A 19757-nucleotide genomic window follows, 5' to 3' on the forward strand; every position below is an offset into this window, starting at 1 on the left:
TTAAAAGCCGCAAGCGTCATCTGCATCACAGCCCAGGCCTCCGGATGGGCTGTGATGCAGATGGATTTACAGTAATTCCGCACCCATAACATCATTTTATTTCACCCGTCTGCCCTTTCACCTGCACCGGCAGCCTGAATTTCTCATACCAGTCATACACCGGCTTCTCGAACCGCAACCTGATTTCCTCTTCCCCCTCTTCATAAAATGCATGTATGCCTGCCAGACGGCCGGTCACATAGGAACACTTGCCCCATCTGTCCCGGTATGGGTTCAGTGGGTCCTCCTCCTCCTGGGCCGCCCGGATATAACGAAGGCGCAAAAAACGGTTTCCCTTCAAAGCAACATCTGTCTTCAGCCAAACCGTAGGACGTCTGTCTTCCGCCTCATTCTCTCCAAGGATTCCCGCCGGCCAGGGTTCTTCTTCTTTTTCAACTGACGTAATGCGGATGATACAGTCCTCAAGCTCCGCCTCCAAATCCAGTTTTGTCTGTTCCTGCACAATTGGGATATGCAGCCATCCGGACTGCTCGCTGGTTGCCAGACTAATCTTACTGCACTCCAGGAATATTTCTCCCTGTTTAAACTGCTCCGGTATCTCAAAGCAGTAAGGGGTCCCGGCCCATAGCTCCATCCGGCTGTTAAACTCCGGGGATGCCATGTACAGATTCATATTGTCCTGTGTATATGTACGTATTCCATATCCGGTTTTCCCATCTGCTTCACAGGACAGTCCTGAAATTTCAGGGGAAACACCGCGGGTGGTATATGGAGTCACCTTCAATCCCTCCTCTGTCCACTCCCCCACAGCCATAAGTCCGGCGCCTTCTTTGATAACCATCCCCGGGATGTCCTCCACACAGGGATACACGTCAGCTTTTATATATTCAACCGTAAATCCGTCTGTAAATCCCGGAATTTTAATCTGGTAACTGCCTCTGGGCCCTGAAGTGTCAAACTTTACCTGATTTGAATAATATCCAAACAGGGTGGTCACAAATCCGTTATCCAGATACTCACCGTACTGTCTTTTGCACATAGTCTGATTCGCACGAAAGCTGCCCTGAGGAATGCCAGCCCCGGTTATGGTGTTCGTAAAATGGTCTTTCTGGTATTCTCCTGCCGCACCCTCGGCGCTGCTCCTGTATCCCGCCCTGATTTCAAAGCTGCTGCGCCCGTAAATTCCTTTTTCAGAATCAATGGGGAAAAAATCCAGATGCCGCAGCTCCCTGTCTTCCTTCTCCAAAGCTCCGGTATTTTCTTCCTGCTGCTTTAAAAGCTGCTTCGCCTCTTCCTGCGGAATTTCGGTAATGGAGTAGTCCTCCAGCCTGACCAGATAGCCGAATATTCCATCGTGATACACAGAAGACACCAGCCAGGCTTTAGCTCCTTCGGTTTCAATTGCAGCCGGTTCCTCCTTCATGATGTAAACCGGCAACTGGCCCGCTGAAAAGATTCCGTATCCCTCTGCCAGCTGGATTCCGTTAACGATTTGGTCTGCATCTGATATTTCCCCGCTCTCCTTTGCGCAGGAAACCACGCTGAAAGCCAGAACCACCAGAAGAATCCCAGCCAGAACCTTCCGTTTTAAACCATTCGTACTGCGCTTCTCTCTCATCGTCATCAACAGTACCCTCCTATATGTAAAACACGCACCGCATTATGAGTTTCTTTTGGCATTTTCATAGGCCGCATCTCCCTGCCGAATCATGTTTGTCTGTTCTGTTTTTTCCATTCTACCACAATTCCCAGTGCGTGGAAATCACTTCTTTTTCAGCCGGTTTTCCAACCCTCCGGGTATGTTATTTGTGGTTTGCAAACCTACATTTATACCGGCACAAGAGTTTACCTGTACCTAAGGTTTGGGGGCAAACTCTTTTTGAAACACGATATAAGGATACGAAGAATATCTTGACATAACCAGCGTTTGAATTTAGAGTAAAAGAAAGAAGTGTGTCCGCCTAAGAGATGTATGCAGATGGAGGGAAACGCTATGGAAATATTTGAAGCGCAGATTAAACAGGATGAGGGCGGCAGGCTGACGGTAGCCGATATTCCTTTTGATGCAAAAGACGTTTTCCATCAACAAAAGGGGACCCTATTTGTATATGGAACAATCAATCATATTGCGTACCGCTGCAAGTTGTTATCTCGTGGTAAAGGCAGATTTGTTGTGGTCGTGGATAAGGCGTTGCAAAAAGCCGCTGGTTATAATGGGGAAGCAATGACTGCACAGATTACAATGGATTGCAATGCAGCCGTAAGTGTTCAAACAAACGGACATCTGCTGCCTATCGTATTCGAAAATTTACTTCTGGAGCTGTCAGTAAAGATATCTTAAATACAATTTTAAGTGCCGGTTTATCTGCACCTACGGCTAAAAATAAGCGCCCATACCAATTCTGTGTGATTACGGAAAACACGCTTTTATCTGAATTAGCGTGTACTAAGAAGTTGATAATTGCTAAACTTTTACTGCCTCCTAAGGTAGAACCTATTACCGTAATTGCAATAGGCTGGCCAGACGAAGTAAAGGAATTATGCAAACGATGGGAGCCGGAAAAGATACATTTCAATAAATGGTAATGAAAGAAGGGTTACAGTCAGATGTATGAAAGAATGCTAAATAAGCAGGTCGTTCCAACCGTTGAGGAAATGACAGCATATTGCGGCGAAAATGCAGAATTATTTACTCAGCTAAACAAATGGCTGTCTAACGAATTTTTCACTGAGCAAAAAATCGTGTTTCCATATGGTAATCGTTATGGGTGGGGAATTGCCCATAGAAAAAAACAAAAGCTGCTGTGTAATATTTTTGCAGAGGATAACGCTTTCACAGTAATGGTAAGATTATCCCATGTGCAGTTTGAATCCATATATGGAAATATGCAAAAATACACGCAGGAATACATAGATGATAAATATTCCTGCGGTGACGGGGGATGGATTCATTACCGTGTTACGTGTAAAGAGCATTTGGACGATATTAAAAAAATATTAGCTGTAAAATGCTCCCATTAATCATCAACTTATTTTGCTGTTTCCAATATTGGCAGGCAGGGCGCAGCGGTACACACTGTGCCGCTGTGCCCTGCGAACGCTCCGCAGGCGGAGCGGCTGCCTGCCCCCGTATTTTCCAGCATAGTAAACTGTAAGCTGATTTAGTCAATAACAATTTTAACAGGAGAACACGTTCCACTATTGCACATACTTTCAGAAACACTACAAGCAGCAATGCCTAACCTGATATCCATCAGTGCCTCTAATACAATCTTGTCACCTGATTTAGAAACCGGTTTTTCCACTGAAATACTGCCGTCACTCTTAATTTTCGTGTGCATGAACAAGTTGACTGGTGTAATAATGGTATGATATGCTCCAAGGGCCTTATTTATATTATCCAGGCAGTTGGGATGCCCCTTCCCATTTATTTTTCCTCCATAGTTATCAATTGGGGAACACGAATATTAGCTACATTATGAAACCTGTATTTTTCTACCATATGCTTCTTCATACAAACCAAATTGTAACGGTAACAATCTGCAATACCATCTGCAAAGGAAACATCATTGCCTTCCCTTAACTGCTGAAACGCTAAAATTACTTGCTTATTGAGATGTGAAAGTGTATGTTTCTTGGAGGGATAATAAGCAAAATGGTGCCCCCATTCAAGAAGATGATTGGTTTCAGATAATATAACATATAAAGGTTCTAACGTGGTATGTTTCATTATGGATTCCAAAATATCTGTTAAATAAATAGAGCCGGGAAAAGTAAATCTGTCTGCCAGCTCGTCCAGTTCTGCTTTAGTAAACCGCGGAGCTGCAGCTAAAGCTGCCGGACGAATAATCAAAACCATCAGCTGTAAGGCATGAAGGTAGCGTAACGCCTTTTCTACATACCCGGAATTAAGTGCCAGCTGATGAAGTTTAGTATCATCCGGTTCTATAACTATGGTGCCTTTACCATTTAACGTTTTTACGAAGCCTCTCTGCTCCAGTTCTGCCAATGCCTTTCTGACTGTCGATAAAGAGACATCATACTGGCTAGCCAATTGCCTTTCATATGGAAGATACATTCCAACAGAATATTCCCCAAGGCCTATTTTCAGATTCATGTCATCAACAATTTTAGAGTAATAATAATCCTGACCACGCATAGGATTCCACGAAAACTTCAAACCAGTTTGTTCAGGACATTTTGGCGTTGTCTCTGATAAGTAATCTAAGGTTTTTTCAACGGTATCCGTAAGTTCTTGATACATATTTGATAACTGGCTGTACTTTGTGAGTGAATCACCGCCCTTTAATGTATCTATAATAACACTGGCTACAGATACATCCCTCTGCAAAAAGTGCTTAGAGAAATAAGGACAATCCTCTGCAAAGAATGCAAGCTTACTATAAAGGCCAAATGTAGAATAGAGTTCGCTGAATAGGGAATTACCACCTATTCTTAGTATATCATATCCTAATTTAAAAGGAGAAGACCATCCACCTAAGGCATGTCCTAAACGTAATGCTTTCATGGCCTGTTTATAGTGAGGCATTATCTCCACATCACATCCCTGCAAAGCAAAAACCATAAGTGAAGGTAATATTAGAGAAAACGTCTGATATACCTGTAAAATGCTCTCCCTCTGTTTTAAAATCTCGAAAACAGTATTTGATGAATTACAACTATCTTTTTTTGAAACAACAACTGGTGCAAGACGAGGCTGAATATCAACCAGCCCTTCTGCCCTTAATGCGTCAAAGACACGGTTAATCGTATATCTGCTTACATGAAATTGCTCGCAATACATTCTTGAAGATGGCAAAGCATTTCCAGGCGGTATTTGGCCCTCCAAAATACACTGCTTAATTTCATTATATACAAATGTAAATTTTGTTTCCTGTGGTTTCATCCCCCGCCTCCTCTCTGTCTGAATTATACCATGACAAACCAATTTTGTCAGTATCAATAGGCTCAAACCTATTTGCACACCTTACCAATATGGTTGTTGCCAATATATAAGCAAAGTAGTTATAATAAAACCGTAAAATGACGGCACCAAGAAAGGTATGATGGCAATGTCTATGAGGAGGGAATATATATATATGAATCTAAAAATATCATCTATGAGTATCAATAAAAACAATATTGCAACACGATTTCTTATATATAGCTTCATCGGACTTCTATTCTTTAGTATTGCTGTTTTCAGTCTGCTCGGAATCTATATGAGCCGAAAAAGTAAAAAGACCGTTTATGAAATTGGGAATATATATATGTCTGGAATGAACGAACAAATGTCCAGGCACTTTGAAACTGTGATTAAATTACGTTTTAATCAGGTCAGCGGCATTGTTTCTGTTGTTCCAACAGATAGCAACGATAAAGAGAATCTATATGAAGAACTTATTTACAGGGCCCAGGTCAGGGGGTTTGACTATTTAGCTCTTTGTTCTGCCGAGGGGGATTTTCAGACACTTTATGGACAATCCATACGGCCACTTAACCCAGAACCTTTTGTAGAAGCATTATTACTGGGGGAACAACGAGTGGCTGTAGGCGTTGATTCTGCTGGAAATGAAGTGGTATTGTTTGGCGTTGATGCTGCTTATCCAATGCACAATGATGATAGGAGCACTGGCTTGATTGCGGCCGTTCCTCTGGAATATATTACCGACTTCCTTTCCCTAGAGGATGAAGGGCAGCTGTTGTATTATCATATAATCAGGCCAGACGGTAGTTTTGTAATACAGAATCCCAACTCTGAGTTACGGCTTTTCTTTGAACAACTACAAAGGCAGCTTGATTCTGCAGCAAATGAACTATCTGCGGAAAAACCTATAAAAGAATTTTGTGCTGCTCTAAAAAACCATGAAGAATATGCAACAACATTTGAAGTAAATGGTGAAGAACGGCAAATTTATGGCATATCATTGCCCTATTCTGAATGGTATTTAGTATCGGTAATGCCTTATAGCATATTGGACAATGCCATAAATAATCTGAGCAGCCAGCGTATGCTCATGACATTATTGTCATGTGTATCTGTTTTGATTATTTTAACATTGATTTTTCTTCGGTATTTCTCCATAACCCGTTCTCAGGTGCATGAATTGGAGGAGGCCCGTCAGGTGGCTCTTGAGGCAAGCAGAGCTAAAAGTGAATTTTTAGCTAATATGAGCCATGATATCCGTACACCCATGAATGCAATCGTAGGCATGACCGCGATTGCCGCAGCCCACATAGATGACCGGAAACAGGTGCAGAATTGCCTTAGAAAAATTACATTGTCGAGTAAACATCTATTAGGGCTGATTAATGATGTTTTGGATATGTCTAAAATTGAAAGTGGTAAATTAACTTTAACAATAGAGCAAATTTCATTAAAGGACGTAGTTGAAGGAATCGTTAACATTATGCAGCCGCAGGTTAAGGCTAAAAAGCAAACCTTTGACATACATGTTGAACATATTCTAACAGAGAATGTGTGGTGCGATGGTGTCCGCTTGAATCAGGTCTTGTTAAACCTCTTATCAAATGCAACAAAGTATACACCGGAGGGCGGCTCGATACAATTATCCCTTTCTGAGGAAAAATCTCCAAAAGGAGAAAACTATATCCGAATCCATATCAAAGTCAAGGATAACGGAATAGGTATGTCGCCAGATTTTCTCAAAAAAATATATGAATCCTATAGCCGTGCAGATGGAACCAGAATACATAAAACTGAGGGTGCCGGTTTGGGAATGGCGATAACTAAGTACATTGTGGACGCAATGAAAGGAACCATTGATATAATAAGCGAGCCTGATAAAGGTACCGAATTTCATCTCACGTTTGATTTTGAAAAGGCGGTTTCAGTTGAAATGAAAAACGGCCAGGCATTAAAACAAAATATTAAGCTATCCGGACGCCGTATCCTGCTGGCTGAAGATAATGAGCTTAACTGGGAGGTTGCAAGTGAATTATTGTCTGACTCAGGCATAGAACTGGATTGGGCAGAAGATGGCCAGATATGTCTGGACAAGTTCCAACGTTCACCAGAGGGATATTACGATGCCATTCTTATGGATATACGGATGCCTCATATGACAGGCTATGAGGCTACAAGGGCAATCCGGGGAATAAACCACCCGGATGCCTTATCTATCCCAATCATTGCTATGAGTGCAGATGCGTTTTCTGATGACATACAGCATTGCCTGGAATGCGGAATGAATGCCCATATAGCAAAGCCTATCGATGTTATGGAATTGACCCGCTTATTAAAAAGATTTTTAATATAAATCCGGCCCGACTTTTCCGGCTTCTGCTCTGCCTTCAGCCTCATTCCACGGAATACTCATGGACCAGCAGCTCCTGCCGGAAAAGAATCGGTCGCCAGCTATCGCTTCACTGCATGCTAACGATATACTTATCTTACCTACCTGCTTGTACACTTTTGTAGCCGTTGTGATTTACACATTAAAGCCCCGCTAAGTTCTTCCATTTATTCAGGTCTCACTATATCCCATATCAATTTAACCCTTCCATCCTTTACCGGGCTGATGGAGCCGGATGCCCGTATTGCTTCAGCCATCATTTCATTGTTGGCTCCTGCATCCGGATATTCCTGTACTACCCTGGTAATATAACATTCATCTATACAACCGGCTCTGGCAGCAACTGTGTAGACAGATGTATCGTTAAGCTCCCCACCGTCAGCCAGGGTGATGCTGCGCACATTTTCAGCCTCATCCGCCCATGGCGCATACTCCACCCTCAGCCCGGCAGGGGCGTATAGAATATTCACCTCTGCGCCGTTGATAATGGGATGCTCCATCAGTTCCCGGAGTGCAGCCCCGGTAATCTCATAGGTGGTCAGGTAATCGTTGGCGCCTGTACCCTGTTGTATGAACCGCTGTGGATATACGATGCCGCCCTCGTATATAGCTGCAATGTTGGACCGGTAAAAATAATTATTGGGTACCAGTGCGATATCTGCCCCGGTCAGCTGCTGCATGACATCAGCGATATAGATACTGGTCTCCAGTATGGTAAACGGTTCTCTGGCAGTCCCAATAGGCTCTGTCTCCAACAGCATCAGCTCGTTGATGGGCTCAAAACGGTCAGCAGCTGAAATCATCTCCTCCATGGTCATTTTTCCTGTGGTCCAGTCATAAAACACAGAAACGTAATCATTGGAGCCGAAATAATCTGCAAAGAAAACGCGGCCGGACTGAATGCAAGCCTCGATGTCATCAAAATCAAATACAGCCTCCTGCTGATAGGATGTCAGACTGCTGACGCCGGAAAAGGATTGGAACAGGGCGCTCTGCCCCTCATTTGTACTCAGATAATCCATAATAGCCAGGATGATTTCCTTCTTATCCCGGTTCTCCATTGCCTGCCTGGAGGCCGATAGCTTGGTACCCGATACCATGTGCAGCCATCGTTCTCCCGGCACTTCTGTGGGAAACCCGATAAAGTCAATCTGGCAGTCCGGCTGCTCTGTTTTGTACAGGGATACGATATCCAGGTTTGAGATTATCATGGCGGATGTACCTTCGTACATTCCGTGGCGGATTTCTGTGGCGCTGGATGAGAAATCGTCTTCCGTTATGATTCCTTTTTCGTATAACAGCTTCAGGGTGCCGAACATGGGCTCCAGCAGCCCCCGGCAGGAACCCTCTTGCTGAATAAAGGAATTGTACCGGGTCTGCTTATCCAAATCAGAGAGAACCTTGTCGTAGCTGAGCCCCAGTGCTGTGGATTCAATCGTCGAATAGTATTTCAAGCAGACATTGAAGGGGCGGATTCCCTTTTCGGAGATTGTATCGCACAACGTATAAAACTCTTCTAAAGATTCCGGGGCTGTCCAGCCATATTGTTCAAATACGGTCTTGTTATATGCAATCCCCACCACTGTATTTGCAATGGGTATCTGAAAGAGCTTCCCTCCGATGCTCATAGTGTTGAGGGCTGAGAGGTTATATCGGCTGACAACTCCTTCTGCAGACAAATCATATAAAAAGTCGTTGTCAGGTGCCACACGGGTGACAAACATTAAATCAGGAAGGGAATCGGCCCTGCTCTGCAGCGCCATATATGCGATAGGGTCTGTACCAGCCAGCGATTCTACAAAAATAACGTCCAGCTCCGGAAATCTTTCCTCAATTGCCGCCTCCAATGGCGCCTCATCGAAAGCCTGGTATTTTCCTATGGTAATGACTGTCTTACCGTCCTCGACCGGTTTATAGGTCAATATCTCATTCTCCGCTTTTAAACCTGCAATACTATCCGCTGGGGATACCGGAGCGGATTGGGAGCACCCTGAAAGCAGGATAAGTCCGGTCAGGGCTGCGGCTGCGGCTTTTAAATCTTTCTTTTTCAATTCGGGCACCTCACATTACATATTTTTTTAATATTCGCTTCAACTCGGCTAAGTCTACCGGCTTTGCCAGATGGGCCTGCATTCCTGCGTCTAAGGAGCGTTGGGTGTCATCGTCAAAGGCGTTTGCAGAGAGCGCCACAATGGGTATGGCTCCGCTGTCCGGGTGTTCGGATGCGCGGATTTGCTTTGTTGCTTCCAGCCCATCCATGACCGGCATCTGAATGTCCATCAGTATCAGGGAGTAGTACCCCGGCTCTGACTGCGCGAATTGTTCCGCCGCGTCCCGCCCATGCACAGCCGTATCTACCACAAATCCCATCTCTTTCAGCAGCATGGATATGATTTCACGGTTAATGTCATTATCCTCTGCAACCAGAACCCGCCGATTCCTAATCCGCACGGACAGCTCCTTGTCAGATTCAGCCTCGCCCGTGACGGCTGACATAGGGATAGTGGACAGGGGAATGGTAATTGTAAATATGCTGCCAATTCCCATTTCGCTTTCTACCGTAATATCTCCACCCATCAGGGATACCAAACTGTTCACAATGGAAAGACCAAGCCCGCTCCCTACATAAGCACTGGTAAGAGACGAAAACTCCTGTTCAAATGGCGTAAAGATTCGGCTCAGGAAGTCCTCGCTCATACCAATGCCGGTATCCTGTATGCTAAACCGGATTCTGCTGTGTTTGCTGTCAATAGGCTGCGCGGCATAATCCACAACAATCCTTCCTCCCTCCGGCGTGAACTTTATTGCATTAGAAATTATATTTATCAGACACTGACGTATCCGCACCGAATCGCCGATAAAATCGGTATTGATAGGACTCTCTATGTTTAGTGACAGGGACAGATTCTTTTCCCGGGCAGGAATCTCCTCCATCTGCATCACATGGTCCAATAGCTCCTCCATGCTGAACTGCCGCCTGCTGATGGTCATCTTTCCGCTTTCAATTTTGCTCATATCCAGCACATCATTGATAATGGAGACCAGGTAAGAGCTGGACATCTTAGCCTTTTTCAGACAATCAAGAACCACCTCTTTGTCATCCGGAGAGTTGAGAGCTAATTCATGCATTCCAATGATTGCGTTCAACGGAGTCCGGATGTCGTGGCTCATTTTATCCAGAAAATCATTTTTTGCTCTGGCCTTTGCCTGTTCCAGTTTGACCGCCTGGTTGCGTTTCATCATAAACAGCAGGGTAGACAGCACCAGGGCTGCCAATATAAGAACTACAAGGGCGCTCAGAAGAATAACGCTGCGCATTTGGCCGTAAGTGTCTTTTGCGGTAACAGAGATTGGAACCGCAATCACAATCCCGCGGTCCGCGTCCACACTCACACTTTGAATCAGCCATGTCATACCTCCCAAATCTGTGATGCACTGGTAAGGCGCTTCATTGATAACAGCATTTTGAAGCTGCTCCAATTCCCTCCGGGCAATGCCCGCCTGATTCAGAATGTTGTAAAGATTGTATCCTTTAAATACCTCATTGGCCTCCGCCATCTGGGGGCGCATTACGATGAAACCATGAATATCAATTACATAAGAGGCGCCCATTCCGCTGTACAAGGGTATTGTAGCCACATCAGCGTAGAGCCGGGCATCTACCGGCTTTACAAGGCCCACGTACTCCACGCCGTCCAGAATCACTCCATCCAGGCCTGAAGAAAACAACCAGTAATCCCCCCTGGTCTGAATGGTGGCAAAGGTGGAGACTACATCTGCTCCCTGTACGATATTCATACGCAGGTCGTTATCCTTAATCAGCCAGGTACTCCCATCGGGAGCATGGAATTTTCCGTCCGCAGTCACTAAGAGAAAATCACCGCTGTCGGCAAACATTCTCCTCACTTCTTCCATACTGGCTGCACATGAATTTTCAAGGAGTGTGACCAATTGTCTGGTCTCTCCTAAGTAGGAATCCTTCAGCATGGTTACTTTATCAGAAAGCAGATACCCAATCTGTTGGACCGCTTCCACACGCTCATTCAGGATAGACTGGTTCAGCCTCTGATAAGAACGGACGAACAACAGGATACTGGCAACAGCCGCCACCGCCATGACAGAGATAAGAACCCATTTATGATTATCTGAAGTATGTTTTACTTTATCTGCTTTGCTTTTCTTCATGGCAGGTTCCTTTCTATAGAGAATGCACCTTCTGTACGGCCATCTCTATTGGGTGAGCAGCTGTTTGATTAATGGTTTATGAAGGGTAATGTCATAGTCTAAACCTCCTCCTGTCCCATAATAAAATCATACAAGGTCTGATAAAGCCGCTCCGGGTCAATAGGCTTAGCCAGGTGGGCATTCATTCCCGCGGCCTTGCTTTTCTCAATATCATCATCAAACGCATTGGCCGTCATTGCGATAATTGGAATCGTCCTGGCATCGGCATTGGTCATGTGCCGGATGTTGTTTGCCGCCGTGAGGCCGTCCATCTGCGGCATCCGTATGTCCATGAGGATAGCATCGTAATAGCCGGTCCCGGATTTGCTGAATATCTCAATGGCCCGCAATCCGTTTTCCGCTGTTTCCACAAAAAAGTTTTTATTCTCAAGCAGTGCGGCAGCTACTTCGGTGTTGATTGCATTGTCTTCTACTAAGAGAATCCGCCGTCCTGTAAAGTCATATTCAGCCGTCTGTTTCCGGACTGCCTGCTCATCCTGCTCTCCCAGCACTTTGGTAAACACGGAAACCAGAGAAGACTTAAACATAGGCTTACTCATCAGCAGGTTGACACCAGCCAGCTTCGCTTCATGTTCAATGGCCGCCCAGTCGTAGGCAGTCATGATGATGATGGTGACATCCGGCCCTACAATGGTCCTGATTCTGCGGGCAGTCTCAATCCCATCCATCTCCGGCATTTTCCAGTCAATCAGGACCATATCAAAATGGTCGCCGGTACCCCAAAGCTCCTGTACCCGGTTCACTGCTTTATAACCGCTGTCCACCCACTGGGCGGTGACTCCCATCTCCCGGAGCGTTCCGACCGCACTTTCACAAACAGCCACATCATCGTCCACCACCAGGGTTTTAAGACGGGAAAAATTATAGTTGATTTTCTTCTTGGCATAGCGGAGTTTTGCTTCCTCCGTAACTCCCAGTTTTATATCCACTGTAAACTCTGAACCGATTCCCTTGATTGTCCGCACATTGATTCGGCCGCCCATCATGTCCACGATATTTTTGGAAATCGATAGGCCCAGCCCGGTACCGCCATACAGCGCTGTCGTGCCAATGGACTCCTGGGAAAATGGCTCAAATATGCGGGGCAGAAACTCCTCATCCATTCCAATTCCCGTATCATTTATGATAAAGCGCAGTTTCGCGCCGTCCTTTGTCTTTCTATGCGGAGCAGCAGAAAAGGTAACCTTACCGCCCTCACCGGTAAACTTGATGGCATTGGATAGGATGTTGATAAGAACCTGCTGCAGTTTCATGGCATCGCCGATATAAAAATCATCCAGAGTGGGGTCCACGATGCACTCATACTCAACCCCTTTGGCGGCTGCCTGACCGTAACAGATATCGTTTAGGCCCTTCAGGAACTCCTCAGTGGGGATTTTTTCGTTTTTAAGGAGCATCTTGCCGCTCTCAATCCTGCTCATGTCCAGGATGTCATTGATGAGGGAGAGCAGAAAACGGGAGGAGATACCTATTTTAGAAATACAGTCTGCCACATGTTCATCATCTCCGATGGACTGGGCAGCAATAGCGCTCATGCCAATGATGGCGTTCATAGGTGTGCGGATTTCATGGCTCATGCGGGAAAGGAAATCCGTCTTGGCTGCATTGGCTTGTTTTGCAGCAGCAAGTGCGGCGGCCAGAGACGCTCTTTGCTGCTGCTCCTGACGGATGATGTCGGTGACATCCGTGCGCGCAATACAGACCCGGCCCAGTTCCTCACTGATATAAAAAATCTGGTACCGTTTAACCCGGGGATTCCCGTATTCATCGCGGGTTTCCGCCATAAAATTGTAGCTGCTCTGCCCGGATAACGCCTTCTGCATATATGTAAAATCCAGCTTAGAAAGATACTCCTTCTGAGCCTCCGCCTCCATAGTGTTATTTGCAATATTTCTGGCTTCCTCCTGAAACCGGCCTTTCCCAGGCATCATGCTCTCGGTTCCGGGGTGGAAGGATACCACATGGTAGGTATCATTATAGATGTCGATGTCGGAAATAATCTCATAATCCAATTCGGTCACTTTATTGATAAGCTGCTCCTGCATTTTCTGCTCTGTAACGTCAATGGTATAGAAGAAAGCAATCACATCGCCGCTCTCCGGATTTTGATGGAACCTGTAGTTTGTTTTACTCCAGAAAGCTCCTCCGTCATTGCGCCTGCGGAGAAATTCAAAGTGGATATCCGTCTCTCCGGCAGCAACGCAGTCCAATACCCGGGCCCGCCCCAGGGTCCTGCGGATATGGCTGCCATATTCGGTGTCCACCACGGAAGACGCAAAATTGTGGATAGCCTGCTCATAGGTGTCCCCCAGCCGGGTGATAGCCGAGGCAGCCGTGGCCTGATAACTTTCCACCATATCCTTTGTCACATTGACCTTGCCCTGGATGCTCCCTTCCGCAGAAGCCGTCTGGGCAAAATAGGCCAGTTCCTTTTCATAAAGCTCCCGGACCCGTTCCTGGGACAGCTTTTCTTCTGTTATATCTACAAAAACACCGTAGAAATACTGATTGCCATCATCACCGGACAAGAGCTGAGCCTTCAGTGACACCCATTTAATACTGCGGTCTTTACAGACCAGCCGGTGTTCATCCCGGATGGTTTCCCCGCGTCCCCCACCTGCAATCAGCCTTGCCCGTACAGCTTCTAAGTCTCCCGGATAAATAACCGCAGCCATCTGGTTTCCCAGCGCTCCAAACTCCTCGCGGGTGTACCCCAGGAATTCGTATAGACCGTCATTGGCATCGGCAACGGAAAACCCCTCATCGAACCGGACCCTGAACACCGCACCGGGAACGTTATTGTATAGGTGCATAACCTCGGCCTGGGCCTGCTTCTGCCGGGCTATGTTTTCCATAACCAATGCACGCGGATAGTGTTCTTCACCGCACTGGCTGTTTCCAGGCTCGGCAAACCACAGTGTACGGAATCTCCAATGCTCATGTATCCGGACCAATGTAAAAAACGCCCGCAGCCTCCAGCTGTACTTTGTATTTTTGAGAGTAATCCCTATGGATATATTTCTGGTCCGTTCATCGATTACCTGCTCCTGAAAAAGCATAAGTTCAAACGAAAAGGGCTCCGGAATCTCCTGCACGTCCCGTATTAAATACTCCTTCATTTCCTCGGAGCTATAGGCAAATTCATCCTCACCCGTGCCCACGAAGCAGACCTCATCAGGAGCCAGAAAAAAGTGGGCCTTATCTGCGTTGCGCTCTTCAAACCAAGCACTGCAAAACGCCTGCACAGTTTCCAGCGCTGTCATTTTTGTCGCTATATTACTCATTCTCGTGTTCCTTTCCAGAGCCCTTTATTTCTATCATTCCGTTTCCGCTGCTTTTGTTCATACATTTTTTTGTCCGCCTCCGCAATGAGCTGTGCGGCCCCGGAGAACAGACGACTGTCAGCCACCCCATAGCTGACGGAAATGGGAAGGAGAAATCCTTCACCCTCCTGCCTGGCCAGCCTCTCATTTACATCTGCAAGTCTCCGCTCTACCTCATCCATTGGCAAACCGCGTATGAGACACAGGAACTCATCGCCGCCATAACGGAACAGCATATCCTGATTTCTTCGGAACATGTGGCGGAGCTGGTCCGAAACAGCCCTGAGGTAGCGGTCCCCTTCGGTATGGCCATATACATCATTCATCTGTTTCAGACAATCCAAATCCACAAAGCAGAGAAGAAAGGGAATGCCCTGGTTAAACAGGGATGCCAGCGCTTCCAGTGCATGCTGACGGTTAAAAAGCCCTGTCAGTCCATCATGTACAGCATCCTGATACAGCTGAGGTACAATCTGCTGCCAGGCCGCCAGTTCATGCTCCATTGCCTTATTTTTATGTTGGTAATCCGTCAAAAGGCATATGCGCCAAGTATACCAAATAGCAATATGATATCCGATGATAGCAAACAGACAGGATTTAATACTCCAGCCCTTGAGCAGCAGGTCGTTGTAGGGGGCGGAGTAGAGAATCAGGTTTAGAAAGAGGTAAAAGAATAGGCCTGCCATCATTTCCAAGAGGAATTTCTGATGCTTGGGGTAGCGCAGGATTAGCCTCAGCCGGTGAATATAAGCCGGTCTGGTGAAGACACGGAGAATAATCCCTGTGAATAGAAAGCCTAAAGGCACGGGAATGCCCTTCAGGTTACCCAGATATCTGGTGTGGTTATCAAAATTTTGAAGCGGCAGGCCGGTGAGAATGGAGATTACTGCACGGCAAAGGATATTAATTGCTAAGCCGCAGATGATGCCGGTAAGCGTACTGAACAGAGAACATCGTCTATCCCGGCCGGTATACAGCAGGGTTTCCAGTAAGAGCGCCGCTGCAAAGATGGACCAATTAGCGACCAGATGTAATTCCAGTATACTGCAGACTACAAAAATGATATAGTTGAGGACAAAGCATAATAAGACATAGCGGACACCCAAGCTTTTCATTTGTTTTTGCGCCTTTACAAAGCAAAAATACCTCCAGTTAAAATAAAAATAGGTCACAGCAGCCAAGGCAATTATGACAGTTTCCAATACTTGACGCAAATCCAATGTTCCACCTCCTATCTACCGCCGCTGCTCCTTGTCGCGATACATATCCAAATCTGCGCAACGAATCAGTTCAGCTGCATTATTTTGTGTCCCGGTTATACCTGCCACGCCAAAGCTGAATGAAATAGTGTTTCCGCAGCATTCCTTTCGGGCCAGCCGGAATCGTATTTCCTCCAGCCGGATTCTGGCATCGTTCTCACAGCAGTCAGGAAGCAGGACGGCAAATTCATCTCCGCCTAACCGGGCAAATACATCTTCTGCCCCCAAATATGCACCAAAGGTATGGGCAAACACAATGAGGTACTGGTCGCCCATGGTGTGTCCCAGAGTATCGTTAATCTGCTTGAGGCGGTCCAGGTCTATATAGACCAGGGCACCGCCTTGGCCCCCTCCCTGTGACAGAAAACATTCCATTTGTTCCATAAAATACCGGCGTGAGTATATCCCGGTCAGGGCATCCATGTCACGTTTGCTCTGTAAGGCCGCGGCCTGTTGATTTTGCTGTTCCAGCTCCGCCTCCAGCGCTTTATGCTGGTCTTCAAAATGGTGGGCCCGCATCACGGAATATAGGTGCACCAGGCAGCGCAGGATAAAAAACTGCTTAAACACCATACATATAATGAGCAGCACAGGCAGCATGGTCCACTTAATGCTTGTCTGACAAAGCAGGCTGTCTAAACACATAAAAATACTGCAAAACCACAGAAAGGCCATAAAGGGCTCTTTCTCCGCGGCACCCGTCTGGGTGCGTATTACCTCCAGTGGCAGCCCGCGGTGAGGAAGCAGCAAATCAGTCAGAACGCGGGCAGAGACCGCCACAGAAATCGTAATAATCCGCCAGGAAGGCCGTCCAATCACATCGCCCATTGGGACCTTCAGTGCCAAAGCACACAGTCCGATTAGTGTCATATGGATTGACATGGTGATGATATGTAACAGGTTGATTGCAAACAGCTTCTCCTCCCAGGTGTTCCTTGTATAATGCCAGTGAAGCATGTGGCAAAAGAATGCAATCATATAGACCGGCATCAGTGGAATATTGAAGGAGCACCAGAAGGTAAACAGCAGCCCGCCTGGTATGGCGCCAGTCAGCCAAGTAAAAAAGACATTTTTTTGTGGGTAGCCCAGGGTCTCCATTGTCCTTATGGAAGTAAAACCATAGACCAAAAACAGGCAGATGGGCAACGCCAGCCCCCAGCCTATATAGCTATCAGACAGCATTACACTCACCCCTTCATCCGCAACTCTGCCCATATACGTATTTAGTGTTTTATATTATAACAAAAAACAGCCGCTATGTAAAACATTCCATGCATTTATTTGGAATTTTTTGTTGTTGGAGATTAATGACTTACGGAAATGGGTTGATATTCCCAATATATGACAGAGCTTGTTAGAACGTATTTTTTGTAGTAAACTTATATGGAGTATAAGAATCATTATCTGTTCCATCTGTGAACAGCTGCGAAAATATAAATATTGAGAGGGATAAAAGTGGAAGTTGATAAAGGCCGGTATACTGTTGCCTATGAATGCTATAAGGCCAGGATACTCTACGGGTTTTACGCTTATGGCGACAGCCTGCCAACGATTCTGACAATCTCGAAGTTATTCCGGATTGCACCATCAACGGCACGCGCTGCTCTGGCGCTTTTAGAAGATGAGGGTTATATTAAAATTGAAGGTAAAAAATCGGCCAGTATTGTTTATCAGGCTGATTCTGACCAGTATCGTGAAAATGCTGCCCGGTATTTTGTTCCCCGTGAGGCAGGCATCAGAGATTTGATTGAAGCAGGGCGGTTGATATTTGAACCATTTTGGGATTGGCGGCTGCAAAGTCTGAGCAGCGATGAGTGGGCAGAATTTATAAAAGAACTGAAACATCCCCGGCCCGGCGCAGCTTCTGTGCAGGCCCAGTTATACCTGTATGCCATGAATACGCTGGACAACAGCCTGATTCTAAATCTATATTGGGAAATGATTCGTTACCTCCGTTTTCCCTATTTAATGCGGGAGGGGGCTGACGCCGAATCGCGCAGCGCACTGCTGCACGAGCCGCAGGGGGAGGCTATCAGGCGCTTGAAACAAAAGTATGAAGCTGCAGAACCGCTCCGCCAGGTGTACGGTTTTATCCAAAAGGCCCGCCTGGACGATTGTCTGGATTATACAGAACCCGCTTTCTTTCAATGGCGCCTTGACCGGCCGCACCCACAGCGCCGCTACACTTTGGTTGCACAGCTTATCCACGCAATCGTAAGAGGCCAGTATCCGGCGGGAAGCTACCTTCCCTCCAATCCAACGTTGGCCAGGGAATACCATATGGGTCTGAACACAGTCCGGCGGGCGATTTATACACTGAATGGGTTAGGCATCGCCTCCTCCTTTCAGGGGAAGGGAACCCTCGTCAATACAGTCGCAACTCCTGTGGATTTATCCATGCCGGATGTCAGGGCAGGCGTCCGCTATTTTTTGGAGGGTCTGCAGTTAATGACCCTGATGATTCGCCAGGTACTCCTATGTACCCTGGAAACACTTACCCCAGACAGGTTAAACGCACTGGCCCGGTCATTTGGGAAACTGCGGGAGCAGGGGCGGAGTTACATAGCATTCGGAGCTGTTCTCGTTTTTATAGAAAGGAGCTGTCCATTGCTCACTGTGCGGGAATGCTTCCGCATTTTACATGAACTGCTGGCCTGGGGCCATCCGCTGGCCTTGCAGCACACGGATGCATACGGGCTCCATCTCAAATATGTCCCACTGGTACAGAAGGGCGAGCGATTATTGAGAGATGGTGATATAGCCGGTTTTGCTGAATACTGGGAGGAAATCTATTATCAGGATGAGGAAGATGCCAGACGAATGATTGAAGCGGAAAAGGAGAAATTGGGATTGACGCTGAAAAAGAAATAATGACTTATATTCCGGCCCCACATTATACAGGCATTGCAGCTGTTCCTTAATCTTCTTAAACAGGAAACGCTACAATGCCTGATTTATAGTTAACTCCATTGCTTGGCTAAGTCGCCGCCTGTTCTTCACCACACAATCAAACAGTGTCCATAGCTCATTGCGATTTTACTGAGTTTTGTTTATAATCATTCCATTCGTTTTCAAACTGACACTTATTATACATAATAGTTCTCAGCTTTTTATTACATTTCCATACCTTATAAAAATATAATATCAAAACCCCAAAAAATAAAGAAGTATATTTATCGACTTCTACATTATCAAGAAATCTGCCTGCTAACAATACAATAAATGCCATTGGCGAAAATGCTTTCAATATACCAAGCGTTTCTTTTTGAGCATCTATACCATAATTGCACTTGTTAATCTCTTCCTGAAAAATTATATTGGGATTTCTTAGATATGCCCCACTTTTTATCTTCTCAATCCTTTTTATTCTATTATATAAACTATTGCTGTGTTTTACTTGCAGTGCATGGTATATTAGCCATACAACAATAATCGTTCTCAAATATATTTCAATACTAAACAGTTCATTAAAATTTATATGAAATACTTCTGCTAGAAATAGCTTCAAAAAAAGAACTGAGACAAACTCAATAAACATTTTTTGGGTTTCATATATTATAGAGTGTTAAATATTGCAGACATTTCATCACTAGGACCCTCCTCCCACTGCCACC

At 45.9% G+C, this 19757-nt stretch carries 14 protein-coding genes; 5 read left to right on the plus strand and 9 right to left on the minus strand.

What is annotated here, in order from left to right:
- Positions 1-91: 91 nt before the first annotated feature.
- Positions 92-1624 carry a hypothetical protein gene (locus tag I2H39_RS04735; RefSeq protein WP_195625906.1) on the minus strand — a complete coding sequence of 511 codons (1533 nt, stop codon included), beginning with the start codon at positions 1622-1624 and terminating at the stop codon, positions 92-94.
- A 369-nt stretch (positions 1625-1993) separates the two neighbouring features.
- Between I2H39_RS04735 and I2H39_RS29055 the strand changes: the two genes are divergently transcribed.
- Genes I2H39_RS29055 through I2H39_RS04745 form a run of 3 tightly spaced genes read left to right on the plus strand, consistent with a single transcriptional unit; the run spans position 1994 to position 3021 of the window.
- Positions 1994-2341, plus strand: a complete 348-nt coding sequence (locus tag I2H39_RS29055) for a DUF1905 domain-containing protein (RefSeq protein WP_227146139.1) — start codon at positions 1994-1996, stop codon at positions 2339-2341.
- Positions 2248-2586 carry a nitroreductase family protein gene (locus I2H39_RS29060; RefSeq protein ID WP_227146136.1) on the plus strand — a complete coding sequence of 113 codons (339 nt, stop codon included), beginning with the start codon at positions 2248-2250 and terminating at the stop codon, positions 2584-2586. Before I2H39_RS29055 ends, I2H39_RS29060 begins: the two co-directional genes overlap by 94 nt.
- Positions 2587-2619: 33 nt before the next feature.
- Positions 2620-3021, plus strand: a complete 402-nt coding sequence (locus tag I2H39_RS04745) for a DUF3788 domain-containing protein (RefSeq protein WP_347708563.1) — start codon at positions 2620-2622, stop codon at positions 3019-3021.
- Positions 3022-3161: 140 nt separating this feature from the next.
- On the opposite strand, the gene I2H39_RS04750 is transcribed toward I2H39_RS04745, so the two are convergent.
- Positions 3162-3452 (minus strand): DUF1989 domain-containing protein, encoded by a 291-nt coding sequence (locus I2H39_RS04750; RefSeq protein ID WP_138306222.1) that lies wholly within the window; start codon positions 3450-3452, stop codon positions 3162-3164.
- Positions 3428-4906 (minus strand): GntR family transcriptional regulator, encoded by a 1479-nt coding sequence (locus I2H39_RS04755; protein ID WP_195625907.1) that lies wholly within the window; start codon positions 4904-4906, stop codon positions 3428-3430. The genes I2H39_RS04750 and I2H39_RS04755 overlap by 25 nt, the downstream gene beginning before the upstream one ends.
- 193 nt (positions 4907-5099) lie before the next feature.
- On the opposite strand from I2H39_RS04755, the gene I2H39_RS04760 reads away from it, so the two are divergent.
- Positions 5100-7280 (plus strand): ATP-binding protein, encoded by a 2181-nt coding sequence (locus I2H39_RS04760; protein WP_330640987.1) that lies wholly within the window; start codon positions 5100-5102, stop codon positions 7278-7280.
- 203 nt (positions 7281-7483) lie between these two features.
- On the opposite strand, the gene I2H39_RS04765 is transcribed toward I2H39_RS04760, so the two are convergent.
- The 5 genes from I2H39_RS04765 to I2H39_RS04785 all read right to left on the minus strand — a co-directional run bounded on the left by I2H39_RS04765 (position 7484) and on the right by I2H39_RS04785 (position 17358).
- On the minus strand, positions 7484-9367 hold the full coding sequence (locus I2H39_RS04765) for an extracellular solute-binding protein (protein WP_195625908.1): 1884 nt from the start codon (positions 9365-9367) through the stop codon (positions 7484-7486).
- A gap of 10 nt (positions 9368-9377) precedes the next feature.
- Positions 9378-11501 carry an ATP-binding protein gene (locus I2H39_RS04770; RefSeq protein WP_138305799.1) on the minus strand — a complete coding sequence of 708 codons (2124 nt, stop codon included), beginning with the start codon at positions 11499-11501 and terminating at the stop codon, positions 9378-9380.
- Between the two features lie 98 nt (positions 11502-11599).
- Complete coding sequence (locus I2H39_RS04775) at positions 11600-14845, minus strand: response regulator (RefSeq protein ID WP_207746754.1); 3246 nt, start codon at positions 14843-14845, stop codon at positions 11600-11602.
- The gene (locus I2H39_RS29065) at positions 14842-15387 is read right to left on the minus strand and encodes a GGDEF domain-containing protein (protein WP_243281771.1); all 546 of its coding nucleotides are present in this window, start codon (positions 15385-15387) and stop codon (positions 14842-14844) included. Before I2H39_RS29065 ends, I2H39_RS04775 begins: the two co-directional genes overlap by 4 nt.
- A 732-nt stretch (positions 15388-16119) precedes the next feature.
- The gene (locus I2H39_RS04785) at positions 16120-17358 is read right to left on the minus strand and encodes a GGDEF domain-containing protein (RefSeq protein ID WP_240305534.1); all 1239 of its coding nucleotides are present in this window, start codon (positions 17356-17358) and stop codon (positions 16120-16122) included.
- Between the two features lie 240 nt (positions 17359-17598).
- On the opposite strand from I2H39_RS04785, the gene I2H39_RS04790 reads away from it, so the two are divergent.
- Positions 17599-19014 (plus strand): GntR family transcriptional regulator, encoded by a 1416-nt coding sequence (locus tag I2H39_RS04790; RefSeq protein ID WP_195625911.1) that lies wholly within the window; start codon positions 17599-17601, stop codon positions 19012-19014.
- Positions 19015-19168: 154 nt separating this feature from the next.
- On the opposite strand, the gene I2H39_RS04795 is transcribed toward I2H39_RS04790, so the two are convergent.
- Positions 19169-19681, minus strand: a complete 513-nt coding sequence (locus tag I2H39_RS04795; protein WP_195625912.1) for a hypothetical protein — start codon at positions 19679-19681, stop codon at positions 19169-19171.
- Positions 19682-19757: the final 76 nt, after the last annotated feature.

It is taken from the genome of Clostridium sp. 1001283B150225_161107_B6 (assembly GCF_015556325.1).
Classification (GTDB): domain Bacteria; phylum Bacillota; class Clostridia; order Lachnospirales; family Lachnospiraceae; genus Enterocloster.